Below are 25462 nucleotides of genomic sequence, written 5' to 3'. Positions count from 1 at the left end.
CTGTGTTTTTTCTCGGGGTGCGATCAACTGTGGGAGCTGGCTTGCCAGCGATGGCGGTGTGTCATTCACCCGTGATGCCGACTGATCTATTGCTTTCGCTGGCAAGCCAGCTCCCACAGGGGCCGGGGTGTTCTCTCCAGCGGGTGGCGACACCGGCATCCAGGCCGAACAAGTCGAGGACGCGGCCAAGGCTGTGGTCGACCATCTGCGCCAGGTTCTCCGGGCGGGCATAGAACGCCGGGACCGGCGGCGCGATGATTCCGCCCATTTCGGTGACGGCGGTCATGTTGCGCAGGTGGGCGAGGGTCAGCGGCGTTTCCCGGGCCATCAACACCAGGGTGCGGCGCTCTTTTAGGGTGACGTCGGCGGCGCGACCGATCAGTCCCGAGGACGTGCCGCAGGCGATCTCCGCCAGCGTGCGCATCGAACACGGTGCGACCACCATGCCCAGGCAGCGGAACGATCCGCTGGCGATACCGGCGGCGACGTCATCGGCACGGTGATAGTGGCTGGCGCGGGCAATGACGTCGGCCAGTTTGTAGTCGGTTTCGTGGGCCATGGTCAGCAGCGCGGCGCGGCTGACGACCAGGTGACTTTCGATGTCCAGTTCGCTCAGTAACTCCAGCAGACGCACGCCGTAGACAAAACCGGAGGCGCCGCTGATGCCGACCACCAGCCGTTGGCGATTCATGCTGGCAGCCCTTTGAGCAACGCCCGCGCGCGTTCGAGCACCGCCGCATCGAGCTGCGCCTTGATACCGTCGAAGCCTGAACCGCGCGTGGCATCCAGGCCCATGCGGGAGGTGGTGCCGTTGACCGAGGACGACGGATCCAGCGGACTGCCGGGCAGGCCGTCGATCATGAACAGGTCCAGATGCGGCTGGAAATGCGTGGCCAGCGCCCACAACACCTGGCTGTCGTCGCTGATGTCGATATCGCTGTCCACCGCGATCACGCTTTTCAGGTAGGGATCCCAGCCGAGCAGGGCCAGCATGATCTGCCGCGCCTCGCCGTCGCGGCTCTGATCCAGCGCCACGTAGCAATGAAAGTGGGTGCCGGAATTCGGATAGTGCACGGCGGTCACTGCGGGGAAACGTGCCTTGAGCTTCTCGCTCATTTCCGCCTCACGGGGCAGGCGCGCCAGAGTCAGGTGCTCGGCGTAGCGGCCGCCCATCACGTCCACCAGCCAGGCATCCTTGCGCCGCAGCAGGGTGTCGACACGCAGCACGTTGTTGGTCGAGCGATCCGAGGAATAGCCGCTGAACTCACCGAACGGGCCTTCTTCGGCGTAGGCCGCCGGATCGATGGCGCCTTCGAGGACGAACTCGGCGTAGGCCGGCACGCCGATGCCGTAGCGCGGGGTCTTGACCAGCTCCAGCGGTGCCCCGAACAGGCCGCCGGCCACGGCGCGTTCATCGCTGCCGTAGGGCAGGCGTGCGGCGGCCGCGAGCATGAACAGCGGATGGGCGCCGATCACCATGGCCACACGCAATTCTTCGCCGCGTTCACGGGCGGTCTGCAGCATCCGCCACAGGTGGCCGCGCGAGTGCAGACTGGTGGCCAACGCCTGGCGCGCATGGCGCATCGAGCGGTGGTAACTCATGTTGGCGATGCCGGTCAGCGGGTCCTCGGCGATGATGATCGCGTTGGTGATGTACGGACCGCGATCGCTGTCGAAATGCTTGAGCATCGGCAGCAGCGCCAGGTCCAGTGCCTCGCCTTCGAATACCTCATCGAGGATCGGTCCGCTTGCCACGTAGCGCGGCGCGATGGGCTGGTTGGCGCGGGTCTGGAAGGTTTCGTGAAGCTGCCCCGGCGTTACCCCGAACAGGCGGGCGATGCGGGTCCGCGAAGCGAACAGATTGGTCGCCACCGGCACGCCGAGGTTGCCGACCTGGGTGCAGATCAGCAACGGATCGCGCCCCTGCGCGGCGAGGGCATCGACCAGGGCAGTGACGTCCTGATCGGCAGAAACGGTTTGGGTGAGGGTCAGCACATCGTCCGGGTACTCACGGCGATAGGCATCGATGAACACGTGGAAGTCCTGAGAATCGCCGAGCGTCGAACGGGTCATGGTTTCACCTCGTAAAAAGCAGGCACGCAGGGGTGAGAAAGCGTTCGATCGAGCAGCCGTTGGCCTGCCGGTCGAGCGAACGCCGGATCATCTTCGCGCCTGTAAAGTCGCTGTGTTGCCCACATGAAACACTGAGAAACCCGGGTGGGAACGAGCCCGCTCGCGAACGCGGCGTGTCATTCAGTGGTGAAGGTGACCGCTCCACCGCCTTCGCGAGCAGGCTCGCTCCCACAGGGGATTGTCTGGCTACAAGTAGGTGGTGGTCAGGCGTATGTCCGCCTCGGCCAGGTCCTTCGGCGGTGGCGTCGGCTCGATCCCGCACAACCGGGCGATGTTGTTGCCCAGGTAGTCCTCCAGATGATCCTCATCGATGCCCAGGCCCTGCGGCGCCGGCGAGCACAACACCTCGAGTTCGCGCAGCCACATGCCCGGTTCGTTGGGTGGCGAATCGGTGCCGAACACGATCTTGTTGCGCGGCAGCTCCTTGGCGAACTCGACGATCCGCGATTGGAAACACCAGCCCGATTCGCAGTACACGTTCGGCGTGTCCATGGCCATCCAGAACGCCTCGAACGAGTAATTGCCGCCGGTCTGGATGCCGAAGTGGCCGATGATGAAGTTGACCATCGGGAATTCGCGGATGATCGGGTAGAACATCGTCGGAATGGTGTACGGGCCGTCGCCGGTGTGGATCAGCACGACGATGTTGTACTTGGCGCAGACCTTCATCGCCGGGCGCAGCCAGTCCAGCGCACGGTCCGGGCGATAGCCGTGCATGTTGGCGTGCAGCTTGAGCATCTTGAAACCGTATTCCTTGATGTGGAATTCCAGCTCCGCCGCACCGTTTTCCGGTCCCCAGCGCGGGTTGAAGTTGAAGTTGCCGATGAAACGGTCCGGGTACTTCACGCAGAGCTCGGCGACGTACGACATGTAGTCACGCACGCCTTCGCGGCCACGGCGGTTGCCGTCGCGATAACCGGTGTTGCCCGGCGGTGGCTGGATGAAGCCCATGTCGATGCGGCGCGGCTTGCCGTTGATGATGTACGGGCCGTCCATCAGTTTGAGCATGCGCTCGCCGGTGAACGGTTCGCCGGTGTGGCGCCAGGCCTCGTCGACCAGATTGGTAGGGTGCAGATGGGTGTCGATGATCATCGGTTCAGCTCCTGGCCAGTTGGGTGGTGACGGGGCGCTTGAGTTGCGCCTCTGCCTCGATGACGGAACGTGGCGGCGCAGTGGGCTCCAGGCCGATCATCCGTGCGGTGTTGTTGCCCAGGTAGTCTTCGAGGGTGTCTTCGTCGAGGTTCAGGCCCTGCGGCGGTTCGTGGCAGAGCACTTCGAGCAGGCGCAGCCACATGCCCGGCTCGTTCGGCGGGGTGTCGGTGCCGAACAGGATCTTGTGCGTCGGCAGGACCTTGGCGAACTCGACGATCCGCGATTGCAGGCACCAGCCCGATTCGCAGTAGACGTTGGGCAGCTCCATCGCCCATTGCATCGGTTCGAACACATAGACGCCGCCGGTCTGCACGCCGAAGTGGGCCATGATGAAATCGACGTTGGGGAATTCCTTAATCATCGGCACCCATTCCGACGGGATGCTGTACGGCCCGTCGCCGGTGTGCAGCTTGACCGGGATGCCCAGCTCGGCGCATTTCTCGAACGCCGGGCGCACCCAGTCCAGCGCACGGTCGGGCCGGTAGGCGTGCATGTTGGCCTGCATCTGGACCATTTTGAACCCGTGTTCCTTGACGTAGCGCTCGATTGCCTCGACGCCGTTTTCCACGCCGCAGCGCGGGTTGTAGACGAAGCAGCCGATGAAACGGTCCGGGTAGGTCTGGACCATTTTCAGGGTGTAGGCCATGTAGGCGTCGATGGATTCACGGCCCGACAGGTCGCCGTCGGTCCAGGTGTAAATGGTGTTGCCTTGCGGTGGCTGGATGAACGCTTTGTCGATGCGGCGCGGCTTGCCGTTGACCAGGTACGGGCCATCCATCATCTCCAGCAGACGCTCGCCGGTGAACGGGTCACCGTCGTGCCTCCAGGCGAGGTCCACCAGGTCGGTGGGATAGCAGCTGATATCGATGATCATTGCAGTCGATCTCCTGATAGCGGGGAAGGGAGCCTTGCGGCTCTCGGCATCCACGTCCCGGGCAATCGGCCGTTGCTATGCGCAGCACTCGCGCATTCCCTCGCCTGTTCGCATCCGGCCCGGGTGGGTGGCTGCTGGGGGCGAGTATTGGAAGGCGGGGGAGGGTTCGTACAATATTAATTGGGCGCGGTGGTGATACTTGGGCGATATGGTTCGGATTTCAGGGTGAATGTGCCGACGCCATCGCTGGCAAGCCAGCTCCCACAGGTTTTTGTGGTGTGACACAGATCGGATTGGCACTTCGATCCCTGTGGGAGCTGGCTTGCCAGCGATGGCGTCAAGTTTGTGTACGCAGGGCCAACTGTTTGATGGCTTCAACCACCGGCGCCACCCGTTCGGCCTGGCCGTGCGGCCACAGCGCATAGAGGTTGTAATGCGCGGCAATCTGCGCTTGGTTCAACGCCACCAGCCGTCCACTGCGCAATGCATCGGCCGCCAATAAACCACGTACCAGCCCGGCACCCACGCCAGCTTCAGCGGCAGCAATCAGGTTCGCCGCATTATCGAAAATCACCCGCGCCGCGGGTTCCACCGGGGGCATCCCGGCCGCATCCAGCCACGGAATCCACGAGCGCCGCGTATAGCCCAACAGCGGCAACTGCAGAATCTGCTCCGGGCTCAGCGGCAACTGCAGACCATAGCGCTCAAGCAGCGCCGGTGAAGCCACGGCCAACACCCGGTCGCCGCAGATCTGCGTCATCTCGCAGTCATCCCAATCGCCATAGCCATACCGCAACGCCAGGTCGATGCGCTCGAAACTGCTGCGATCACTGCGCGGCATCGACAGCAGCGTCACCTCGTAATCCGGCAGACCGTCGAGCAACTCCGGCAGGCGTGGATTGAGCCAGCTCTGCGCCAGTTCACTGTCAACATCCAGCGTCAGGCGCTGGGCGACGCTGCGGTTCTTCACCGAGGACAGCGCCCGGTCAATCTGCGCCAGGCCATCGGACAGTACGCTGGCAAACAATTGCCCGGCATCGGTCAGGTTGCTGCCGCCACCTTCGCGGACGAACAACGGCTGGCCGATGAAGTCTTCGAGTGCGCGGATCTGCTGGCTGATCGCGCTGTGCGTGAGGTCGAGCTTGCGCGCGGCGCTGGAGAAACTGCCGCTGCGCGCGGCGTGGATGAACGCGCTCATGGACTGCACCGACGGGTATCGCTTGTACATGTTGTTAGTCCTGCTTACAGCGGTTGGCAGAAATCGTCGCTGGCCGCGTTTTGCCCGGGCTCCCAATAATCGGTCACCAGGCCTGCACAAAGACGGGCCGCTCTTTCGGAGCCTGACAATGATCGAATTCACGGTAAACGGCGAACGACGCGAGCTGGATGAAGCGTCCCCCTCCAAGCCCTTGTTATGGGTGTTGCGTGACCAGTTGCAGCTCACCGGGACCAAGTTCGGCTGCGGCATGGGCCTGTGCGGAGCCTGCACCGTGCACCTGGACGGCGTCGCGGTGCGCTCCTGCCAGTTGCCGCTGGCCGCCGTCGCGGGCCACAGCATCACCACCATCGAAGGTCTGTCGCCGACGCAAAGCCATCCACTGCAACTGGCCTGGGTGGCCGAAGATGTGCCGCAATGCGGCTACTGTCAATCCGGGCAGATCATGTCGGCGGCAGCCTTGCTCAACACCGGGGCGGCGGTGACCGACGATTCGATCCGTAACGCGATGTCGGGGAATATCTGCCGTTGCGGCACGTATGGGCGGATCAACAAGGCGATCAAGCGCGCGGCGAATGCGCCGAAGGAGGCATGATGCGCCTGCACGACGAGAGCTTGCCCGAACCGTCCCGCCGGGTGTTTCTCAAGCACACCGCGACAGCCGCTGCGGGTCTGGCGATTGCCCTGTATCTGCCATCCGGCATGGCGGCAACCGACTCTGAGGCCCCGGCACCGGTCACTGAATTCGAACCCAACGCCTGGGTGCGGATCTTCCCCGACGGCACGGTAAAACTGGTGGTGCACAAGCACGATTCCGGCACCGGTACGCAGACGGCGCTGGCCGCGTGCGTGGCCGAAGAGCTGGATGTCGATCCGATGACGGTGCAGGTCATCACCCCGGAAGATCCGTTCTTCGAGACCTACATCCATCCGGTCTGGAAAGTCTTCTCCACCGGTGGCAGCACCAGCGTGTCGCTCGAATACGAGCGCTTGCGCACGGCCGGGGCCACCGCCCGGGCGCTGCTGATCACGGCGGCAGCGCAGCACTGGCAGGTCAGCCCCGACAGCTGTACCACCGAGGAAGGCCGGGTGGTGCACCTGGCCAGCCAGCGTAGCCTCGGCTACGGCGAACTGGTCGCTGTCGCAGCAAGTCTGCCGGCGCCGGCCCACGTCACCCTGAAGGATCCGGCGCAGTTCAAGTACATCGGCAAACTGCGCCACAAGCGAGATGCGTCCGCCAAGGTCTGCGGGTGCTTCAAGTACAGCATCGACGTGCAGTTGCCGGGGATGCTGGTGGCGGTGATTGAGCGAGCGCCGGTGATCGGTGCCAAAGTGATCAGCGTCGATTCGGCGGCGGCCTTGCAGGTGCCGGGCGTGCGCAAAGTGATTGCCGTTCCCGGGCGTCCGGACGTGCTCGGCGGCAACCTGGAAGGCGTCGCGGTGCTGGCCGAGACGTTCTGGGCGGCGCAGCAGGGGCGCAAACTGCTGCAGATCAAATGGAGTGAATCGCCCCTGGCCGGGTTCGACAGCGCAGCACTGGCCAAGGCGCAAGCGGCCGCTATTGCCGACCCGCAGAGCCAAACCGTCAAGGCCATGACTCATGGCGATGTCGATGCGCAATGGCCACACGCGGCGCAGCTGATCGAAGCCGATTACCACATGCCGTACAAGGCGCAGAACCCGCTGGAGCCGATCTGCATCACCGCACACGTCAAGGACAACGCGATCACCTATTGGGGTGGCGTGCAGGTGCCGTCGTCGGCGCTGGAAGCGGCGCAAACCGTGTGCGGCATCGGCAAGGACAAGGTCACCATCAACGAACGGGTGTCTGGCGGCAGCTTCGGCGCGCGGGAGGCCAAATACTGGTTGTTCGAAGTGGCGTATCTGGCGCAGCAGACTGGCGTGCCGGTGAAGTTGCTCAACAGCCGCGAAGACGAAATGCACGCGCTGTTCAATCACCCGGCGACACTGCACCGGGTCAAAGGCGCGCTCGACGCCCAAGGCAAACTCAGCGCTCTGCAACTGCACGCGGTGTCACCGGCCTCGCCGGAGCAGTGGGAACCGGGATACTTCGAACGCCCGGACCATATGGACTACAGCACCACCGAGGCGCTGACCGCGTGGGACTTCGCCTACCGTCCGGCGCATCTGCAACTGAACTGGGTCAAGCACGAAAGCCACGTGCCCAGCGGCTGGTATCGCTCGGTCAGCTTCATTCCCAATGTGTTCGCCGTGGAAAGCTTCATGGATGAACTGGCCCATGCGGCGGGCGCCGATCCGCTGGCGTTCCGCCTGGCCCACATGCAGGAACGGCCACGGCATGTGACCGTGCTCAAACAGGCTGCCGAGCGCGCCGGCTGGGGCCAGCCATTGCCGCCGGGCACCGCGTTGGGGATGGCGACCCATCAGGGCTACAGCAGTTTTATCGCGGTGGTGGCCCGGATCGCCACGGTCGATGGCAAGCCGAAGGTCGAGAAGCTGACCTGCGTGGTCGATTGCGGTCTGGCGGTGTCGCCGGGCGGCGTCGAGGAGCAGATCTACGGCGGCCTGATGTGGGGCCTGGGCCATGCGTTGTTCGATCGGCTCGACATTCAACAGGGCCGGGTGGTGCAGAGCAATTTCCACGACTATCGCGTGGCACGCCTGTCGGACATGCCGGCCACGGACATCGTGGTGCTGGACGGCGAGCCGGGCAAACCCGGTGGCGTCGGCGAGTTGGGCAGTCCGTCGGTGGCCCCGGCAATCGCCAACGCCTTGTTCGCGCTGACCGGCGTACGTCAGCGTTCGACCCCGCTGAGCCTGGGATAAGCCGCCATGGACCTGCGTCTGCTGCGCTATTTCATGGCCCTGGCCGACGAGTTGCACTTCGGCCGCGCCGCCGAGCGCCTGCACATTTGCCAGCCGCCGTTGAGCCAGCAGATCCGCCTGCTGGAGGAAGAGCTCGGCACGCCGCTGTTCGAGCGCAGCCATCACCGGGTCGAGCTGACAGCGGCAGGGCAGATGCTCAAGGAGCAGGCGCCGCTGGTGTTCGAGCAACTGGAGCGGGCGCTGGACCTGACGCGCCAGACCGGGCGCGGGCAACTCGGCGAGCTGGAAATCGGCATGATCAGCTCGGTGATGGTCGGCGTGTTGCCCCGCGCCCTGCACCTGTTTCGCGAGCGTTATCCGCAGGTGACGTGGCGCCTGCATGAAATGACCCCGGCGGCGCAGGTCAAGGCGTTGAAGGAAAAACGCATCGACGCCTGCGTGTTCCGCGTCGGTTATGACGACCCGCAATTACGCAATGAATTGCTGATCTACGAGCCGATCCACGTGGTCATGCCGGCGGATCATCCGCTGGCCCGGCGCGAGGTGCTGGCCCCGGCCGATCTGGCCCGGGAACCGTTCGTGGCGCTGGAGCTGAAGCAGTCGCGGTTTGCCCATTTCCTCTATCAATGTTGTCTGCAGGCCGGGTTCACCCCGCAGATCCGCCAGCAGGTGATCGAGGTGCAGACCTTGCTCAGCCTGGTCCGCGCCGGTTTCGGTGTGGCGTTGTTACCGGCATCGATCGAGCAACTGGCGCCGGCGGGCCTGGTGTTCCGCCGCCTGACGCCAGCGTTGCCGGAGGTGCCGCTGTACGCGACGTACCGTGCCGACGACACCTCGCCGGTGCTCAGGCTGTTCCTCGATACGTTGCGCGAACTGGCCGAACTGCCCACTGCTGGCATTTGATCGGCACGTTCACCGCCGGCTGCGGTCGTAATCTTCACACGTGGGTACTTGTGGAGAACCGATGAGCCAGGACGTCTTGACCACCGAAACCAATCGTCGCCAGTTGCAACAGATCATCGCCGCGCTGTCGGACGGGGTGATTCTGCTGGAGCTCGACCAGAGCATTCTCTGGGCCAACGAGGCCGCGCTGCGCATGCACGGCGTCACGCGCGTCGGGGAGCTGGGGCGCAATGTCAGGGAATATGCCGAGTGTTTCACCCTGCGTTATCGCAATAACCACGCCCTGACGATGGAGCAATACCCGATCAGCCGGGTGGCGAACGGCGAGACGTTCAGCGACGTGCTGGTCGAACTGACGCCGGTGGATGACGACCGCACCTGGGTGCACAGCGTGCGCAGCATGGTGCTCACCGACCGTGACGGCGAGCCTGAGTCGCTGGTGTTGATCATGAGCGACGTCACCGACTGGGCCAACGCCGAGCAGCGCTTCGAGAAAACCTTCAATGCCAACCCGGCGCCGGCGGTGATCTGCCGGCTCAGCGACCTGCGTTACATCAAGGTCAACCCGGGTTTCCTGGAGATGACCGGCTACAGCCGCGATCAAGTGATCGGCGCCTCGACCTACGAACTGGATATCTTCGAGCAGGCCGAGCGCAAGGAGCTGGCGATCCAGCGTTTGCGCGACGTGGCGACCATCCCGCAGATGCAGGCCGAACTGCGCCTGCCCGACGGCAGCCGCAAACAGGTGATCGTCGCCGGTCAGCCGCTGGTGCTCAATGACGAGGACTGCATGCTGTTTTCCTTCGTGGACATGGAGCTGCGCCACAAGGCCGAAGTCGCCTTGCGCCAGAGCGAGGAACGCTTCGCCAAGGCATTTCGACTGAGCCCGGTACCGATCCTGATCTGCAGCAGCGACGAGCAACGGGTGATCGATGTCAACCAGGCGTTCCTCGATACCCTGGCCTACGACAGCGACGACGTGATCGGCAAAACCGTGACGCAGCTGGAATTTATCGATGACCAGGCGGCGCGCACGCGTCTGTTGGCGGCACTGGAGAAAAACGGCCGGATCGACCGTGTCGATGTGCGGGTGCGCAGGAAAGACGCCGAACTGCTGGAATGCGCGCTGTCGGCTGACACCGTGAATATCGAGGACAGCCCGTGCTACCTGCTGGTGCTGATGGACATCACCGAGCGCAAACGCACCGAGCTGGAGCTGGTCGCGGCAATCGAGGAAGTGATGAAGGATGCGTCGTGGTTCAGCCGCACGCTGATCGAAAAACTGGCCAATGTGAAAAAGGTCAACTCGCCGCAGTTGCCGAGCGTGTCGTTCACCGATCTCACCGCCCGCGAACGCGATGTGCTGGGGCTGATCTGCGAAGGGCTGGCGGACAAGGAGATCGCCGCGCGGCTGAAACTGGCGCCCAATACCGTGCGCAATCATGTGGCGACGGTGTATTCCAAGCTCGACGTGCACAGCCGCAGCGAGGCGATCGTGTGGGCGCGCGAGCGCGGTCTGTTCTCCGGAGCGTGGAACGCCAAGGGCCAGCGTTGAGGTGCAAATGCACTAGTGCAGGCAGTGCAATTTGAGGTTCTTGCGCGCAGGTGATGTTCTTAGTCTGTTGGGGTGCGATACAGGTCCGAGCGATCTGGTCGCGTCCCCTTCGCAACAGTTTAAGGATCGATCCCATGAGTCAGTCGTCTTTCATTGAGTCATGCCGGGTGCGGCGTTGCGTGGAGCAGCCGGGATGATTTACCTGGCGCAGTTGCGCGCACACCTTGAACGCAGTTTTTCACCGTTGGCCTGTGATTGTTCGGTTTCCGGCGATCATTCGCTGACGGTGAAGTTGTATCACCCGGCCTCCGGGCAGGTCGATCTGGTGATCAGCGGCCTGAGCCTGGATTCGTTGCGCACGCCTGAGGCGGTAGCGGCCCTGGTCGAAGAGTTGCGGTACGAGCTGGAGATCGCTTCTCTGCAATCTTCCACGGACCCGGATCTGGCTTGAGCCTTGGCGGCCCGTCAGCCGCGCCGTTGCAACCGCGAATGCATCCAGTACTCCGGCGGGTGCCGCCGCTGATCGCGATCTTTTGATTTCCCCTCCCTTGCGTCCAACGCAGAATCGACAGCCCGTCGCGCCGGATGTGTCCATTTCACTGGCACTTGCGGGGCACTGGGCTATAAGGAATGAGTGGTCAGGTTTCCGTAGCCGGGTGCTGCTGTGCGCGGTGGCGGGAGTGGGTCTTCCATTTGTCGCGGGTCATCCTATGAACAATCTTGGGAAACGCGTGTGTTCACCGTTGTCGCTGGCTGTTGTGGTGGTGCTGCTCGGAGGGTGTGCCAGTCCGCCACCGCCACCACCGGCCGCGCCGCCTCCGCCGCCGGAGCGTACTTGCCAGGTCCTCGAGAATACCGAGGTGGCGGGCGATATGTACGTTGACGGGCAGGTCACTCGGCACATCACGACCACCCGCTGTGTCACGCAGTAGGGTAGGTGATGTCAGTTGAGGTGGGGCTTGAGCGGATTGTGCCGGCGGCCGATCTGCTCGGGGGCGCGCAGTTTGCTGCACAAGCTGGCGCCGGCGGCGATCCTCGCTAAAGGCTCGTCGCCGGCAGCCGCAGCGCGAGGAATCAGGACAGGAAACCGCCGTCCACGTTCAGCGCCACACCGGTGGTGTAGCTCGACGCATCGCTGGCCAGATACAGCACGGCACCGGCCATTTCACTCGGGTCGGCGACGCGCTTGAGCGGGATCTGCGTCAGTGCCTGCTTGAGAATCGCATCATTTTTCACCAGCGCCGAGGCGAACTTGGTGTCGGTCAGGCCCGGCAGCAGGGCATTGCAGCGGATGCCGAACTGCGCGCATTCCTTGGCGAACACCTTGGTCATGTTGATCACTGCGGCTTTGGTCACCGAATAGATGCCCTGGAAAATCCCCGGCGAAATGCCGTTGATCGAGGCCACGTTGATGATGCTGCCGCCACCGTTCTCGCGCATCAGCTTGCCGGCTTCCACCGACATGAAGAAGTAACCGCGGATGTTCACGTCGACGGTTTTCTGGAACGCGCCCAGATCGGTGTCCAGCACGTTGCAGAACTGCGGGTTGGTCGCGGCGTTGTTGACCAGAATGTCGAGACGGCCGAACTGCTCCTTGATCCCGGCGAAGACCTGGCTGATCTGTTCCATTTCACCGATGTGGCAGGCGACGGCCGTGGCCTTGCCGCCGGCGGCGATGATCGCGTCGGCGACGTGCTGGCAGCCGTCGAGCTTGCGGCTCGAGACGATCACGTGGGCGCCTTGCTGGGCCAGCAGTTTGGCGATGGCTTCACCGATGCCACGGCTGGCACCGGAGACGAAAGCGATCTTGCCGTCGAGGTCGAACAACTGAGTCTTGGACATGGAATTCCCTTGTTTTGGCGCCGTAGTCAGAGGCTGGATTTCGAAATGACCTGCAAGCTCATCTGCTCCAGCAGTTTGTTCATGTGAATGAACTGCGCGAAGCGTTTGTCCTGGGTCTGGCCGTGGTAGAAGCGGTAGTAGATCTGCTGCACGATGCCGGCCAGGCGGAACAGGCCGTAGGTGTAGTAGAAGTCGAAGTTGTCGATGCGGATGCCTGAGCGTTCGGCGTAATAGTCGACGAATTCGCGGCGGGTGAGCATGCCCGGGGCGTGGCTCGGCTGGCGGCGCATCAGTTGCACCGGGGCCGGGTCGTCGGCCTGGATCCAGTAGGCGAGGGTGTTGCCCAGGTCCATCAACGGATCGCCGAGGGTGGTCAGTTCCCAATCGAGCACGCCGATGATCTGCATCGGGTTGTTCGGGTCGAGGATCACGTTGTCGAAGCGGTAGTCGTTGTGGACGATGCTCGAGGTCGGGTGATCGGCCGGCATTTTATCGTTGAGCCAGGCTTTGACCTGCTCCCAGTGCGGCGCATCCGGGGTCAGGGCCTTTTCGTAGCGTTCGCTCCAGCCCTTGATCTGACGGGCGACGTAGCCTTCCGGCTTGCCCAGATCGCCGAGGCCGCAGGCGTTGTAGTCGACGCGGTGCAGTTCGACGAAGCGGTCGATGAAGCTCTTGCACAGGGCTTCGGTTTTCGCCGAGTCCAGGCCCAGTTCCGGCGGCAGGTCGGAGCGCAGGATGATGCCCTTGACCCGCTCCATCACGTAGAACTCGGCACCGATCACCGCTTCGTCGGTGCAGTGCACGTAGGCTTTCGGGCAGTACGGAAAACCGTCGCGCAACTGGTTGAGGATGCGGAATTCGCGGCCCATGTCGTGGGCAGACTTGGCCTTGTGGCCGAACGGCGGGCGACGCAGGACGAACTCCTGGCCCGGGTATTCCAGCAGATAGGTCAGGTTCGACGCCCCGCCGGGAAACTGGCTGATCTGCGGGGTGCCGGTCAGGCCCGGAATGTGCGCCTTGAGATACGGATCGATCAGGCTGGCATCGAGTTCTTCGCCAGAGCGGATACGGGTGGACTGGTCAGTAAGCGCCATGCTTATCCCTTCTGCTTATTTTGGAGGCCAGACATCATTGGCTAATCTAATGGCGCGCAGCGGTGCCCACAAGCGCGCCCGGGTCTTATAGGCTAGCGTGTTGCCGGATAATCAGCGTTCCGAATGCGGCGCTGGCGCCTGCGCTCAATGCACGCGTCGACTGTCCAGCTTCGGCGGCAATGGCAGCGGCGTCAGCACCGGTTGCCCGGAGAAGAATGCCTGGAGGTTTTTCCCCACCAGCTCCACCGTGCCCTGGGTCGCTTCCGGCGACAGGCCGGCGACATGCGGGGTGAGGATCACGTTGCTCAGGGTTTTCAGCGCGTCCGGCACCTGCGGTTCATGGTCGAATACGTCCAGCGCGGCGCCGGCGATTCGCCGTTGTTCAAGGGCGCTGATCAGATCGGCGCTGACGATCACGCTGGCGCGGGCGATATTGACGATGAAGCCATTCGGCCCCAGCGCATCGAGTACTGCGCGGTTGACCAGGTGTTTGGTGCCGAGCCCGCCGGGCGTCGCCACGACCAGGAAGTCAGAGGCGCGGGCCAGTTCGGTCGGGGTCGAGCAGAACGCGTAGGGCACGTCGCTGCGCACCTGGCGGTTGTGATAGCTGATCTGCATGTCGAAGCCATGGCCGGCGCGCCGGGCAATCGCCATGCCCACCGCACCCAGCCCGAGAATGCCCAGGCGCTTGCCGGCGAGCGACGGGCGCATGATCTTCGGCCACTCGCCACGGCGCACGGCGGCATCGCAGCGCGGAATGTCGCGCACCAGCGCCAGCAGCATGGCCATCGCATGGTCGGCCACCGACGAGGCGTTGACCCCGGCGCCATTGGTCACGGTCAACCCGCGATCACTGGCGGCCTGCAGGTCGACCTGTTCGTAACCGGCGCCGATCACGCAGATGATCTTCAGCGCCGGCAGGGCGGCGATTTCTTCGGCGTACAGGCCCAGCGGGCCACGGGTCAGCACGGCATCGATACGGGCGCCGTGGGTGGCGATGGCCTGGGCGCGCTCGGCGGGCGTGGGGGCGAGGATCAGGTGGAAGCCCTGTCGTTCGAGAATCGGCAGGTAGTCATTAATGGTTTCAACCAGTACCAGAACGGTTGCGGGCATTGCTCGGCTCCTGTGATCGTCGGCTTGCGTACGCGAAATTCGGTTCAGAGTGCTGATTCCAGAGCGGTTTGGCAATCCTCGGCAAGCGCCGGCTCCGGCCTCGCATCAGCCAGTGTAGAAGCTGATGCGCGGGCGCGGGCGGGCGCCGATCAAAGTGCACGGCGGCCGTCCGGTTGCGCCGCCAGGCGTCGATGCGCAGGGTGTCGTCGGGCGCTCAACTGGCGTATTGGGCGATGCCGTTGCCGAACGACCAGTTCTCCTTTTTCACTTCCACCAAATTGATGAATACGTCCTCGCGGCGTACCGCCAGGTGCGTGTGCAGATTCTGCGCGATGGTCTGGTACAGCGCTTTCTTCTGCTCCAGCGTGCGGCCTTCGTTGAGGGTGATCTGAATGATGACCAACTGGTCGCTGCGCGGGATGCCCAGGTACTGCGGGTCGAAGATGAAATGCTCGCCGTCGTGCTCGGCGAGAATCTGAAAATTGTCATGCTCGGGCACGTTGATCGTGTCGCGCATGGCGGCATAGATCTGCTCGCCGACGCGCTTGGCGAAGGTGGGATCGGGGCGTTTCTGGAGTTCGACGCGAACGAGGGGCATGAAGTGGCTCCGTAGGTAGGGGCTGAGGACGCTGTCAGACCATTCGCCATTGGGTATAGCCGATAAATGCTGTTCGGTGGGCTGTTTAAGGATGCTCGGCGATAGCCGCCCTGTCTGGCGAAATTTATCGACTTTGCCTACGAGCCGCGTGGGGCTCATCCGCTATTCCGCAGACGACGAAGGAGCAATGATTGGGCTCACAAAAACGGCAAGCACACTTCAGGGCGCCATAGACAGCCCGAGTGTCAATGGCAGACAGCCAAGGACGGCCCATGTTTCTGGACGAGCGCGACAGCGTGGAACTCGAAAAGCTACAGACTGAAACCCAAAGGCTCGCCGCCGAAAGACGCAAGCTTATGGCCGAGGAATTCAAACTGAAACGAGAGACGTTCTTTTACCCAATAGTAGTGGGAGCCGGGGTTGTGACCGCACTGGCCGCCGCGGGAGGATTTTTCCTCAAGCTCTAACGCGCTGAATGCTGGCGCATTGTTGATTAAACGACCACATGGCTCAACGCCGAGCCGCTGCAGACCGGTCCGACCAGGAAAAATGCCTCATGAAAACGTACAACCGCAAAGCAAGACTCGAGCAGATGCAGCGAGAGCACGACGAGCTTTACAGGGAAATGCTGACGCTGACCCCGGCCGAACTCCGCGCAGCCCTGATACCGTTCGGTATTGGCATGCTCCTGGCGACGATAGGCATCGTGATTGCCATGGTCGTCGTCCGCTGTGTGTGAGCACGCCGTCTTGCCAGTACCGGTGCCACGGCTTGTCGGAAAACGACATTGAGCATGCCCATTGGCGACAGGTATTTTGCCAAAAACGACAACCTGCCATCTGCTCCGCATAACCATTCCTCAGCTAAGTCTTTGCTTCTGCTCATTTATCCAGGAGAATCGCGCCCCTGTTTCGGTTGCGACGTTTCTGTCGGTTTTTTCCGGCGCGTTTCGACCGAGTGGCAAGTGACCGGAATGCGGAGATCCGACCGGATGAATGATCAGGCCAATAGCGTCGACGAACGCTATGAAGCGGCGGCACCAGCTGAACTTTCGAGCTGGAGTCGCCATGACACCACCTGGATGTTGGGACTGTTTGGGACGGCCATCGGCGCCGGTACCCTGTTTTTGCCGATCAACGCGGGCCTGGGTGGCTTCTGGCCGCTGGTGATCCTGGCGCTGCTGGCATTCCCCATGACGTTCTACGCACACCGCGGCCTGACCCGCTTTGTGCTATCCGGTCGTGAAGGCGCCGACATCACCGAGGTGGTCGAACAGCATTTCGGCATCAAGGCCGGCGCGCTGATCACCTTGCTGTACTTCTTCGCGATCTTCCCGATCCTGCTGATCTACAGCGTCGGCCTGACCAACACGGTCGCCAGTTTCCTTGAGCATCAATTGCACATCACGCCGCCACCGCGCGCCTTGCTGTCGTTCGTGCTGATTCTCGGCCTGCTGGCCGTGGTCCGTTGCGGCGAGCAGGCCATCGTCAAGGCCATGAGCCTGATGGTCTACCCGTTCATCGTCGCGCTGCTGTTCCTCGCGGTGTATCTGATTCCGCACTGGAACGGCGGCATCCTCGCCACCGCATCGCAGGTGCCGGCACCGTCGGCGCTGCTGCACACGCTGTGGCTGGCGATTCCGGTAATGGTGTTCTCGTTCAACCACTCGCCGATCATCTCGGCGTTCGCGGTTGACCAGAAGCGCCGCTACGGCGTGCACGCCGAGGCGCGCAGTTCGCAGATCCTGTCCCGCGCGCACGCACTGATGGTGCTGATGGTGCTGTTCTTCGTCTTCAGTTGCGTGCTGACCCTGTCGCCGGAACAACTGGCCGAAGCCAAGGCGCAGAACCTGTCGATCCTGTCTTACCTGGCCAACCATTTCAGCAACCCGACCATCGAGTTCGCCGCGCCGCTGATTGCCTTCGTGGCGATCTCCAAGTCGTTCCTCGGCCACTACATTGGTGCCAGCGAAGGCTTGAAAGGCCTGATCATCAAGAGCGGCAAGCGTCCGGGTGCCAAGGCTCTGGATCGCATCGTCGCAGCCATCATGCTGGTGGTGTGCTGGATCGTCGCCACGCTGAACCCGAGCATCCTCGGCATGATCGAAACCATCGGCGGCCCGGTCATCGCGGCCATCCTGTTCCTGATGCCGATGTATGCGATCCGCAAGGTGCCGGCCATGGCGCGCTACCGCGGTCAGGCGTCGAACGTGTTCGTCACTGCCGTGGGCCTGGTGGCGATTTCGGCGCTGATCTATTCGCTGAGCGCTTGAGATCCAGCACAGGATCCCAATTGACTGCGTGAAACAGAAGGGCCGATCTGCCTCGCAGATCGGCCTTTTTTGTGCCTGCGATCTTCGCGGGCAGGTCAACTCCCGCAAAGTGATCCTCCCCACGCAGAGCGTGGGACCGATCAGCGCCAGCCGTTCAGCAGGCATAAAAAAACGCCGCTCATCTCGCGATGGGCGGCGTTTTTCATTGCGTTGCAGCGTTAGGCTTGAACGACCGGGATCTTGGCGTTCGCAGCGGCTTCACGGAACTCGGCAATCTGGTCGAAGGACAGGTAGCGGTAGACATCGGCCGCCATGCTGTCGATCTTGCCAGCGTATTCCATGTACTCCTCGACGGTCGGCAGGCGACCCAGGATCGAAGCAACGGACGCCAGTTCGGCCGAGGCCAGGTAGACGTTCGCGCCGTCGCCCAGACGGTTCGGGAAGTTACGCGTGGAGGTCGAGACCACGGTGCTGTTCGGCTCGACGCGTGCCTGGTTACCCATGCACAGCGAGCAGCCTGGCATTTCCATGCGCGCGCCAGCCTTGCCGTAGATGCCGTAGTAGCCTTCTTCGGTCAGTTGGTGAGCGTCCATCTTGGTCGGCGGCGACAGCCACAGACGGGTTGGCAGCTGACCCTTGACCTGATCCAGCAGTTTGCCGGCAGCGCGGAAGTGACCGATGTTGGTCATGCACGAACCGATGAACACTTCGTCGATCTTCTCGCCAGCAACGCTGGACAGCAGACGGGCGTCGTCCGGATCGTTCGGCGCGCACAGGACTGGCTCGCTGATGTCGGCCAGATCGATTTCGATGACTTCGGCGTATTCGGCGTCGGCATCGGCTTCCATCAGCTCAGGGTTGGCGATCCAGGCTTCCATCGCTTGTGCACGACGTTCCAGGGTACGCGCATCGCCGTAGCCTTCGCCGATCATCCAGCGCAGCAGGGTGATGTTGGACTGCAGGTACTCGGTGATCGATTCTTTCGACAGCTTGATGGTGCAACCGGCAGCCGAACGTTCGGCCGAGGCGTCGGACAGTTCGAACGCCTGTTCCAGGGTCAGACCTTCCAGGCCTTCGATTTCCAGGATGCGGCCGGAGAAGGCGTTTTTCTTGCCTTTCTTCTCGACGGTCAGCAGACCGTTCTGGATGGCGAAGTAAGGAATGGCATGAACCAGGTCACGCAGGGTGATGCCAGGTTTCATTTTGCCTTTGAAGCGCACCAGGATCGATTCCGGCATGTCCAGCGGCATGACGCCGGTGGCGGCGGCGAACGCGACCAGACCGGAACCGGCCGGGAACGAGATGCCCATCGGGAAACGGGTGTGCGAGTCGCCACCGGTACCCACGGTGTCCGGCAGCAGCATGCGGTTCAGCCACGAGTGGATGATGCCGTCGCCCGGACGCAGGGATACGCCGCCACGGGTCATGATGAAGTCAGGCAGGGTGTGGTGGGTGGTTACGTCGATCGGCTTCGGATACGCCGCGGTGTGGCAGAAGGACTGCATTACCAGGTCAGCGGAGAAGCCCAGGCACGCCAGGTCTTTCAGTTCGTCACGGGTCATCGGACCGGTGGTGTCCTGAGAGCCGACGGTGGTCATCTTCGGTTCGCAGTAGGTGCCAGGACGTACGCCTTTGCCTTCTGCCAGGCCGCAGGCCTTGCCGACCATTTTCTGCGCCAGGGTGAAGCCCTTGGTGCTTTCAGCCGGAGCTTCCGGCTTCTTGAACAGATCGAACGGCGGCAGACCCAGTTCGGCGCGAGCCTTCTCGGTCAGGCCACGGCCGATGATCAGCGGGATACGACCGCCGGCACGGACTTCGTCGAGCAGCACAGGGGTCTTCATTTCGAAGGTGGTGATGACTTCGTCGGTACCGTGCTTGCAGACCTTGCCAGCGTGCGGGTACAGGTCGATCACGTCGCCCATGTTCATGTTCGAGACGTCGAACTCGATTGGCAGTGCGCCGGCATCTTCCATGGTGTTGTAGAAGATCGGAGCGATTTTGCTGCCGAAGCAGAAACCGCCAGCGCGCTTGTTCGGCACGTAAGGGATGTCGTCGCCGAAGAACCACAGCACCGAGTTGGTCGCCGATTTACGCGAGGAACCGGTACCGACCACGTCACCGACGTAGGCGATCGGGAAGCCCTGGCCGCGCATTTCTTCGATCTGCTTCATCGGGCCGGTCTTGCCTTGCTCGTCCGGAACGATGCCGTCACGGGCCATTTTCAGCATGGCCAGGGCGTGCAGCGGGATGTCCGGACGCGACCAGGCGTCTGGCGCCGGGGACAGGTCGTCGGTGTTGGTTTCGCCGGTGACCTTGAACACGCGCAGGCTGATCTTGTCGGCCAGCACCGGGCGTTTCTTGAACCACTCGCCGTCAGCCCAGGATTGCAGCACGGCCTTGGCGTGAACGTTGCCGTTCTTGGCTTTTTCAGCCACGTCGTGGAAGGCATCGAACATCAGCAGGGTGTGCTTGAGTTCTTCGGCGGCCACTGGCGCCAGCTCGGCGTTGTCCAGCAGTTCAACCAGGGTCACGATGTTGTAGCCGCCCTGCATGGTGCCGAGCAGTTCTACCGCGCGCTTCTTGTCCAGCAGAGGGGAGGTGACTTCGCCTTTGGCCAGGGCCGACAGGAAACCGGCTTTGACGTAAGCGGCTTCGTCCACTCCTGGTGGTACGCGATTGGTGATCAGGTCAACGAGGAAAGCTTCTTCGCCAGCCGGAGGATTCTTCAGCAGCTCGACCAGGCCTGCAGTTTGTTCGGCGTTAAGCGGCTGGGGAACGATACCCAGGGCTGCACGCTCTTCGATATGTTTGCGGTAGGCTTCAAGCACAGTTATTACCCTCATCAGTGGTCCCAAATGGGTGTCCGGGACGCTCATCCCGAAATTGCCGTACTCATGCACCTCACGACGTTGTGGGTCGCCTGGTCAGAATTACCGGCAATTCCTTACAGAAGCTGCTTTCAAAGTTTTACGCCTGCAGAACGGGGAGCTGATGAGGGTTGGCGTTGGGCTTTTCCCCGCTGGAAAAACCCTTCGCCAACACCGCTCTGAAGGAACGACTGTGCTCGTGACGCTTTGAAAACAGCTTCTAACGGACATTGGCGCCTTAAAAGGCTGGCTGATTCTACGGCAAAAAAAATTTAAAGGTAAGTCGCGCTCTATTGGACTTTGGTGGCGGGCCCGGCGTGCGCGGCAAAGTCCGCGCGCCGCCCCGACCTTGCAGTTTGAGGGGTGATGTATGGCCGACAAAGGGCTAACATGCCGGCCTGTTCCGCGTTTCAGTGTTTGCCCGATTTATGCCCAATCAGACCATCAAGACCCCGTGCGTCGGCCTCTGCTCCACCGTTTACGGTGATCTGGTGTGCCGTGGCTGCAAGCGTTTCCACCACGAAGTGATCCACTGGAACGGTTACGACGAGGAGCACAAGCGTGCGGTGTGGTTGCGTCTGGAACAATTGCTGTCACAAGTGATGGCGAGCAAGGTCGAGGTCTTCGACCGCGCGCTGCTGCGCCAGCAGCTGGAACAGCGCAAGATCCGCTTCGTGCCGCATCAGTCGGAATATTGCTGGGCCTACCAGCTGATCGCCCGGGGCGCGCGGGTGATCATTAATCTGGAAGCCTACGGCATGGTGCTGCTGCCGGAGTTTCGCGAATGGAACCTGCCGGAATTGCGCGACGCCATTGATCGGGAATTCTTCCTGCTGTCGGAAGCGCATTACCAGCGCTACATCGCGCCGGGTTTCCTGAAAGACGCCTTCGGCGCCTAGAAGCTTCGCGAGCAGGCCTGCTGCGACAATGATCGGAGTGGAATGCAGATCCTGTGGGAGTCTGGCTTGCCAGCGATGAGGTCGGTGCATCCAGGATCAATGCTGACTGACCCAGCGCTATCGCTGGCAAGCCAATTCCCACAGGGGAATGCATTCCAACCGTGGGAGCGAGCCTGCTCGCGAAGGCGCCGGTTCAGGCAGCGTATTGCTCAGTGTTTCACCGCCAACTCCACCAGATGATCCTCAACCTCCTGCGGTTTGAGCACCAGCACGTCGCTTTCCAGCGCATCGAGCACCACCTCGGCCGTATTGCCGATCAGCGCCCCTGACAGCCCGGTGCGCGCCACGGTGCCGATCACGGTCACCGCCGCCTGCAGCTTGTGCGCCATGAACGGAATCAGCACATCCGCCGGGCCTTCCTCGATATGCAGGTGCGCGTCGTCGATATCGAACTCGGCCTGGAACGCGCGGCACTGCTCGCGATAGCGCGCTTCGATGGTTTCCTTGAGCTGGAAAGTCGGATCGGCGGCCGAGAGCATCGGCGACGGATGCGCAGTGATTACATGCAGGTGCCCCTTGGCCAGGCTGGCGATGTCGTAGCCGTGGTCGATGATCGTGGTGTGCAGGTGCCGATGCTCGCCGTCGGCGTTGCCCACGTCGACGGCGGCGAGAATCACTTTGTCCTTCCACGAACCGGCGGTTTTCACCAGCAGCACCGGAGTCGGGCAGTGACGCAGGAGTTTCCAGTCCGCCGGGGTCAGCAGGGCCTTTTTCAGCGGGCTGTCGGGGAAGTGTTGCTTGATCACCAGCCCGCAGCCTTCGGCCTGCTGCACGTCGACGATGGTTTCGTGCAGGCTGTCGTTCCACGCCTGCTCGGTGGTGACGCTGTAGCCGTCCGCCAGCAGCGCCGCCTTGAGCACGGCGAGCATGCCGGCGTGGTCATGCTTGCGGTCGCACACCAGCAGGTGCAGATGCGCCTGCGTGACCCCGGCGATCAGCTTGGCGCGCTTGAGCGCCAGGCTTTCCGCATGTTCGGGTTCGATGACCACCAGAATGCTGCGAATGGCTTGCATGAGTGAGTCTCCAGCAATGAAAAGGCACGGCGTTGCACAACTATAGTTGCTGCGCATCGGTCCGCGACTTGATGCATATCAACGCGTGCGGCTGGTGGTCTGCGGGCAGGCCGGTATAATCGGCGGCCTTCGCTTGAACACCTTTTTGACCGTGAGTCCCATGATCCTTCCCGAAATTCACGAATTCCTTGGCTGTCGCACCCCCGATGCCTGGGTTCAGGCCGCGCTGGCCGATCAGGAAACCCTGCTGATCGACCACAAGAACTGCGAGTTCAAGGCCGCCAGCACGGCGTTGAGCCTGATCGCCAAGTACCATTCCCACGTTGATCTGATCAACATGATGTCGCGCCTGGCCCGGGAAGAACTGGTGCACCACGAACAGGTCATGCGCCTGATGAAACGGCGCAAGATCGAACTGCGCCAGCTGCATGCCGGTCGTTACGCGTCAGCCCTGCGCAAAGTGGTGCGCAGCCACGAACCGGTGAAGCTGGTCGACACCCTGGTGGTCGGCGCCTTCATCGAAGCGCGCAGTTGCGAGCGCTTCGAAGCGCTGGTGCCGCACCTGGACGAAGAACTCGGCAAGTTCTATTTCGGCCTGTTGAAAAGCGAGGCGCGGCACTTTCAGGGCTACCTGAAACTGGCTTACCAGTACGGCGATGCGAAGGATATCGCTCAGGTGATCGACAAGGTTCGTGCTGCCGAGCAGGAACTGATCGAGTCGCCGGATGAAGAGTTCCGCTTTCACAGTGGCGTGCCTGTCGCCGCTTGAAGACCCACCAGCGCTCGCACGGATCGCAGGGCAAATGCGGGGCGATCTTGCGCTCAACTGTTAAAAACTCTTAAGAGTATGAAACATCGACGAAAACCGGCCCGCGCGGCCGGTTTTTGCTGTCTGTGCTGAACGTCGCGGCCGCGAATGCCGCCATAATGGCGCCCACTTCACACATGGGTTGGCGCGCGGACGTTATGGATAACCTGGGTTTTGGCAGAGTCTTGCTGGTGGAAGACGATGAGCGGCTGGCTGCGCTGATCGCGCACTTCCTCGAACAACACGGCTACGAGGTGCGCACCGTGCATCGCGGTGATTTGGCCATGGCCGCGTTCCTCGAGTTTCGCCCGAAAGTGGTGGTGCTCGACCTGATGCTGCCGGGGCAGAGCGGCTTGCACGTGTGCCGCGAGATCCGCAGCGTGGCCGACACGCCGATTGTCATCCTCACCGCCAAGGAAGATGACCTCGACCACATCCTCGGCCTGGAGTCCGGCGCCGACGACTACGTGATCAAGCCGATCAAGCCGCCGGTGCTGCTGGCACGCCTGCGCGCGCTGCAACGGCGTCAGGTGCCGGACACCAGCGTGGTCAGCGCGCTGGAGTTCGGCCGGCTGAGCATCGACCGCAGCTGCCGCGAAGTGCGCCTGGCGGGCGACAGCATCGAGCTGACCACCATGGAATTCGAACTGCTGTGGCTGCTGGCCAGCGCCGCCGGGCAGATCCTCTCGCGCGATGACATTCTCAACCGCATGCGCGGCATCGCCTTCGACGGCCTCAACCGCAGTGTCGACGTGTACATCAGCAAATTACGCAACAAGCTCAAGGACAACCCGCGCGAACCGGTGTGCATCAAGACCGTGTGGGGCAAGGGCTACCTGTTCAATCCGTTTGCCTGGGAGTTGTAGATGCTGCGGCTATTTCTCGGTCTGTTCCTGGTGATGACGGTCGGCCTGGTGCTGGCCCTGCAAACCGTCGAGCGCACGTTCGATGCGCTGCTCGATTACCAGATGCAGGATTACAACCGCGAAGCCGTGCGCGGCCAGGCCTGGACGCTGGGCGAGCAGTTGCGCGGCCTCGACGGCCCGGCCCGCGAGCAACACCTGCAAGCGATTCGTCCGCACTACGGCCTCGGGCTGAGTCTGGTCCAGGCCGATCAGCTGGCATTGACCGACAAGGAACAGGCCGAGCTGGCCCAAGGATTGTTGGTGATCCGCGACAAGTACACGCAATACATCGGTGCGATCGATGGCGGCTCGCAATTGCTCAGCATCAAATTGCCGCCGGAGCCGAGCCTGATGCCGTTCTATATCGCCGCGGCGTACCTGATGATTGCGGTGCTGATCGGCATCGTGCTGTTCTTCTGGGTGCGCCCGCACTGGCGCGACCTGGAAAAACTGCGCCTGGCCGCCGAGCGTTTCGGCGACAACGACCTGTCGGTGCGCATCCAGCTGTCCAGGCGCTCGAACATCCGCGACCTCGCCGAGCACTTCAACCTGATGGCGGCGCGCATCGAGGGCCTGATCGCCAACCAGCGCGAACTGACCAACGCCGTGTCGCACGAATTGCGCACGCCGATTGCGCGGCTGTCGTTCGAGCTCGACCAGCTCAAGCAGCAACCGGATGCCAGCCAGAATCGCGAACTGATCGCCGACATGTACGCCGACCTCGGCGAACTGGAGGAAATGGTCTCCGAACTGCTCACTTATGCCAGTCTCGAGCGCGGCGCCACGGTGATCAGCCGCGAGAACATTCAGGCAGCCAATTGGCTCGACAGCGTGGTCGGCAGTGTGGCGCTGGAGGCGGAGGCCGCCGGGGTGCAGTTGTCGATTGGCGAATGTCGCGTCGAGGAAGTGCGCATCGAACCGCGCTTCATGGCGCGGGCGGTGATCAATCTGCTGCGCAATGCCATTCGTTATGCCGAGCAGCGGGTCGAGGTGTCGCTGGTGCGCATTGGCGATCAGTACCAGGTGCTGGTCAATGACGACGGGCCGGGGGTGCCGCCGGCCGGGCGGGAAAAGATTTTCGAACCGTTTTCGCGCCTGGATGCCAGCCGCGACCGCCGTACCGGCGGCTTCGGTCTGGGCCTGGCGTTGGTGCGGCGGGTGTCGCAGTCCCATGGCGGGCACGTCGAGGTCGGCGATTCGCCGTGGGGCGGGGCGTCGTTTCGCATGACCTGGGCGCATCAGGACTGATCTGCGTTGGCGGTTCCGGCCCTATCGCTGCAAGCCAGCTCCCACAGGTTCCTGGGCGTACACAAAACCTGTGGGAGCCGGCTTGCCAGCGATAGGGTCATC

The 25462-nt window shown here is 62.7% G+C and carries 23 protein-coding genes; 12 read left to right on the top strand and 11 right to left on the bottom strand.

Features of this window, described 5'->3' with window-relative positions; all coding sequences use genetic code 11:
• Nucleotides 1–61: 61 nt before the first annotated feature.
• The 5 genes from QRN70_RS04595 to QRN70_RS04575 form a co-directional block, all read right to left on the bottom strand.
• Complete coding sequence (locus QRN70_RS04595) at nt 62–691, bottom strand: UbiX family flavin prenyltransferase (RefSeq protein WP_285416028.1); 630 nt, start codon at nt 689–691, stop codon at nt 62–64.
• Entirely contained in the window at nt 688–2073 is a 1386-nt protein-coding gene (locus QRN70_RS04590) for a UbiD family decarboxylase (protein WP_285416027.1), read from the bottom strand. Before QRN70_RS04590 ends, QRN70_RS04595 begins: the two co-directional genes overlap by 4 nt.
• Nucleotides 2074–2319: 246 nt before the next feature.
• On the bottom strand, nt 2320–3225 hold the full coding sequence (locus QRN70_RS04585; RefSeq protein ID WP_285416026.1) for an amidohydrolase family protein: 906 nt from the start codon (nt 3223–3225) through the stop codon (nt 2320–2322).
• Nucleotides 3226–3229: 4 nt separating this feature from the next.
• On the bottom strand, nt 3230–4159 hold the full coding sequence (locus QRN70_RS04580) for an amidohydrolase family protein (RefSeq protein WP_285416025.1): 930 nt from the start codon (nt 4157–4159) through the stop codon (nt 3230–3232).
• Between the two features lie 337 nt (nt 4160–4496).
• On the bottom strand, nt 4497–5387 hold the full coding sequence (locus tag QRN70_RS04575; protein WP_285416024.1) for a LysR substrate-binding domain-containing protein: 891 nt from the start codon (nt 5385–5387) through the stop codon (nt 4497–4499).
• Between the two features lie 118 nt (nt 5388–5505).
• On the opposite strand from QRN70_RS04575, the gene QRN70_RS04570 reads away from it, so the two are divergent.
• From QRN70_RS04570 to QRN70_RS04550, 5 genes are all read left to right on the top strand, one after another.
• Nucleotides 5506–5970 (top strand): (2Fe-2S)-binding protein, encoded by a 465-nt coding sequence (locus tag QRN70_RS04570; RefSeq protein ID WP_285416023.1) that lies wholly within the window; start codon nt 5506–5508, stop codon nt 5968–5970.
• Nucleotides 5970–8183, top strand: coding sequence for a xanthine dehydrogenase family protein molybdopterin-binding subunit (locus tag QRN70_RS04565; RefSeq protein ID WP_285416022.1), 2214 nt, complete (start codon nt 5970–5972; stop codon nt 8181–8183). Before QRN70_RS04570 ends, QRN70_RS04565 begins: the two co-directional genes overlap by 1 nt.
• Nucleotides 8184–8189: 6 nt before the next feature.
• Nucleotides 8190–9086, top strand: coding sequence for a LysR substrate-binding domain-containing protein (locus QRN70_RS04560; protein ID WP_285416021.1), 897 nt, complete (start codon nt 8190–8192; stop codon nt 9084–9086).
• A 61-nt stretch (nt 9087–9147) separates the two neighbouring features.
• The gene (locus tag QRN70_RS04555; RefSeq protein ID WP_285416020.1) at nt 9148–10641 is read left to right on the top strand and encodes a helix-turn-helix transcriptional regulator; all 1494 of its coding nucleotides are present in this window, start codon (nt 9148–9150) and stop codon (nt 10639–10641) included.
• 193 nt (nt 10642–10834) lie between these two features.
• Nucleotides 10835–11092 (top strand): DUF1652 domain-containing protein, encoded by a 258-nt coding sequence (locus tag QRN70_RS04550; protein WP_285416019.1) that lies wholly within the window; start codon nt 10835–10837, stop codon nt 11090–11092.
• A gap of 623 nt (nt 11093–11715) precedes the next feature.
• Here the strand turns inward: QRN70_RS04550 and QRN70_RS04545 are convergent.
• The 4 genes from QRN70_RS04545 to QRN70_RS04530 all read right to left on the bottom strand — a co-directional run bounded on the left by QRN70_RS04545 (nt 11716) and on the right by QRN70_RS04530 (nt 15288).
• On the bottom strand, nt 11716–12483 hold the full coding sequence (locus QRN70_RS04545; protein WP_095120260.1) for an SDR family oxidoreductase: 768 nt from the start codon (nt 12481–12483) through the stop codon (nt 11716–11718).
• Between the two features lie 26 nt (nt 12484–12509).
• On the bottom strand, nt 12510–13577 hold the full coding sequence (locus QRN70_RS04540; RefSeq protein ID WP_285416018.1) for a phosphotransferase family protein: 1068 nt from the start codon (nt 13575–13577) through the stop codon (nt 12510–12512).
• 144 nt (nt 13578–13721) lie between these two features.
• Nucleotides 13722–14690, bottom strand: coding sequence for a 2-hydroxyacid dehydrogenase (locus QRN70_RS04535; protein ID WP_285416017.1), 969 nt, complete (start codon nt 14688–14690; stop codon nt 13722–13724).
• Nucleotides 14691–14904: 214 nt separating this feature from the next.
• Entirely contained in the window at nt 14905–15288 is a 384-nt protein-coding gene (locus QRN70_RS04530) for a tautomerase family protein (RefSeq protein WP_285416016.1), read from the bottom strand.
• A 272-nt stretch (nt 15289–15560) separates the two neighbouring features.
• Between QRN70_RS04530 and QRN70_RS04525 the strand changes: the two genes are divergently transcribed.
• The 3 genes from QRN70_RS04525 to QRN70_RS04515 all read left to right on the top strand — a co-directional run bounded on the left by QRN70_RS04525 (nt 15561) and on the right by QRN70_RS04515 (nt 17560).
• Nucleotides 15561–15755 carry a hypothetical protein gene (locus tag QRN70_RS04525; protein ID WP_285416015.1) on the top strand — a complete coding sequence of 65 codons (195 nt, stop codon included), beginning with the start codon at nt 15561–15563 and terminating at the stop codon, nt 15753–15755.
• Nucleotides 15756–15844: 89 nt separating this feature from the next.
• A complete protein-coding gene (locus tag QRN70_RS04520; RefSeq protein ID WP_285416014.1) occupies nt 15845–16027 on the top strand; it encodes a hypothetical protein in 183 nt (60 codons plus the stop codon).
• Nucleotides 16028–16279: 252 nt separating this feature from the next.
• A complete protein-coding gene (locus QRN70_RS04515; RefSeq protein ID WP_285416013.1) occupies nt 16280–17560 on the top strand; it encodes an HAAAP family serine/threonine permease in 1281 nt (426 codons plus the stop codon).
• 218 nt (nt 17561–17778) lie between these two features.
• On the opposite strand, the gene acnB is transcribed toward QRN70_RS04515, so the two are convergent.
• Complete coding sequence (acnB, locus tag QRN70_RS04510; protein ID WP_285418009.1) at nt 17779–20388, bottom strand: bifunctional aconitate hydratase 2/2-methylisocitrate dehydratase; 2610 nt, start codon at nt 20386–20388, stop codon at nt 17779–17781.
• Nucleotides 20389–20855: 467 nt separating this feature from the next.
• On the opposite strand from acnB, the gene QRN70_RS04505 reads away from it, so the two are divergent.
• Nucleotides 20856–21326: a DUF1289 domain-containing protein gene (locus tag QRN70_RS04505; RefSeq protein ID WP_285416012.1), complete on the top strand. Its 471-nt coding sequence runs from the start codon at nt 20856–20858 to the stop codon at nt 21324–21326.
• A 209-nt stretch (nt 21327–21535) separates the two neighbouring features.
• On the opposite strand, the gene uspL is transcribed toward QRN70_RS04505, so the two are convergent.
• Nucleotides 21536–22399, bottom strand: a complete 864-nt coding sequence (gene uspL, locus QRN70_RS04500) for a universal stress protein UspL (RefSeq protein WP_285416011.1) — start codon at nt 22397–22399, stop codon at nt 21536–21538.
• A 160-nt stretch (nt 22400–22559) separates the two neighbouring features.
• Here uspL and QRN70_RS04495 point away from each other — a divergent pair, with 160 nt between their 5' ends.
• The 3 genes from QRN70_RS04495 to QRN70_RS04485 all read left to right on the top strand — a co-directional run bounded on the left by QRN70_RS04495 (nt 22560) and on the right by QRN70_RS04485 (nt 25360).
• Entirely contained in the window at nt 22560–23168 is a 609-nt protein-coding gene (locus tag QRN70_RS04495; protein WP_285416010.1) for a MiaE family protein, read from the top strand.
• Nucleotides 23169–23365: 197 nt separating this feature from the next.
• Nucleotides 23366–24073: a winged helix-turn-helix domain-containing protein gene (locus QRN70_RS04490; protein ID WP_285416009.1), complete on the top strand. Its 708-nt coding sequence runs from the start codon at nt 23366–23368 to the stop codon at nt 24071–24073.
• The gene (locus tag QRN70_RS04485) at nt 24074–25360 is read left to right on the top strand and encodes an ATP-binding protein (RefSeq protein ID WP_285416008.1); all 1287 of its coding nucleotides are present in this window, start codon (nt 24074–24076) and stop codon (nt 25358–25360) included. It begins immediately after the preceding gene.
• The last annotated feature ends 102 nt before the right edge of the window (nt 25361–25462 follow it).

Origin of the sequence: Pseudomonas sp. efr-133-TYG-5 (assembly GCF_030209175.1) — a bacterium.
Taxonomy (GTDB): Bacteria; Pseudomonadota; Gammaproteobacteria; order Pseudomonadales; family Pseudomonadaceae; genus Aquipseudomonas.
Note: the sequence above shows the minus strand (reverse complement) of the source record. Positions and strands in the feature narration are given on the sequence as shown.

Bases quoted from the DNA above. Each gene is read 5' to 3' on its own strand.
- QRN70_RS04525 (WP_285416015.1), top strand. From the start codon at position 15,561: ATGTTTCTGGACGAGCGCGACAGCGTGGAACTCGAAAAGCTACAGACT.
- QRN70_RS04565 (WP_285416022.1), top strand. From the start codon at position 5,970: ATGCGCCTGCACGACGAGAGCTTGCCCGAACCGTCCCGCCGGGTGTTT.
- QRN70_RS04495 (WP_285416010.1), top strand. From the start codon at position 22,560: ATGATCCTTCCCGAAATTCACGAATTCCTTGGCTGTCGCACCCCCGAT.
- QRN70_RS04590 (WP_285416027.1), bottom strand. From the start codon at position 2,073: ATGACCCGTTCGACGCTCGGCGATTCTCAGGACTTCCACGTGTTCATC.
- QRN70_RS04580 (WP_285416025.1), bottom strand. From the start codon at position 4,159: ATGATCATCGATATCAGCTGCTATCCCACCGACCTGGTGGACCTCGCC.
- QRN70_RS04560 (WP_285416021.1), top strand. From the start codon at position 8,190: ATGGACCTGCGTCTGCTGCGCTATTTCATGGCCCTGGCCGACGAGTTG.
- QRN70_RS04595 (WP_285416028.1), bottom strand. From the start codon at position 691: ATGAATCGCCAACGGCTGGTGGTCGGCATCAGCGGCGCCTCCGGTTTT.
- QRN70_RS04505 (WP_285416012.1), top strand. From the start codon at position 20,856: ATGCCCAATCAGACCATCAAGACCCCGTGCGTCGGCCTCTGCTCCACC.
- QRN70_RS04540 (WP_285416018.1), bottom strand. From the start codon at position 13,577: ATGGCGCTTACTGACCAGTCCACCCGTATCCGCTCTGGCGAAGAACTC.
- QRN70_RS04515 (WP_285416013.1), top strand. From the start codon at position 16,280: ATGAATGATCAGGCCAATAGCGTCGACGAACGCTATGAAGCGGCGGCA.
- QRN70_RS04575 (WP_285416024.1), bottom strand. From the start codon at position 5,387: ATGTACAAGCGATACCCGTCGGTGCAGTCCATGAGCGCGTTCATCCAC.
- QRN70_RS04530 (WP_285416016.1), bottom strand. From the start codon at position 15,288: ATGCCCCTCGTTCGCGTCGAACTCCAGAAACGCCCCGATCCCACCTTC.
- QRN70_RS04490 (WP_285416009.1), top strand. From the start codon at position 23,366: ATGGATAACCTGGGTTTTGGCAGAGTCTTGCTGGTGGAAGACGATGAG.
- QRN70_RS04520 (WP_285416014.1), top strand. From the start codon at position 15,845: ATGAAAACGTACAACCGCAAAGCAAGACTCGAGCAGATGCAGCGAGAG.
- QRN70_RS04550 (WP_285416019.1), top strand. From the start codon at position 10,835: ATGATTTACCTGGCGCAGTTGCGCGCACACCTTGAACGCAGTTTTTCA.
- QRN70_RS04485 (WP_285416008.1), top strand. From the start codon at position 24,074: ATGCTGCGGCTATTTCTCGGTCTGTTCCTGGTGATGACGGTCGGCCTG.
- QRN70_RS04585 (WP_285416026.1), bottom strand. From the start codon at position 3,225: ATGATCATCGACACCCATCTGCACCCTACCAATCTGGTCGACGAGGCC.
- QRN70_RS04570 (WP_285416023.1), top strand. From the start codon at position 5,506: ATGATCGAATTCACGGTAAACGGCGAACGACGCGAGCTGGATGAAGCG.
- QRN70_RS04555 (WP_285416020.1), top strand. From the start codon at position 9,148: ATGAGCCAGGACGTCTTGACCACCGAAACCAATCGTCGCCAGTTGCAA.
- QRN70_RS04545 (WP_095120260.1), bottom strand. From the start codon at position 12,483: ATGTCCAAGACTCAGTTGTTCGACCTCGACGGCAAGATCGCTTTCGTC.
- QRN70_RS04535 (WP_285416017.1), bottom strand. From the start codon at position 14,690: ATGCCCGCAACCGTTCTGGTACTGGTTGAAACCATTAATGACTACCTG.
- uspL (WP_285416011.1), bottom strand. From the start codon at position 22,399: ATGCAAGCCATTCGCAGCATTCTGGTGGTCATCGAACCCGAACATGCG.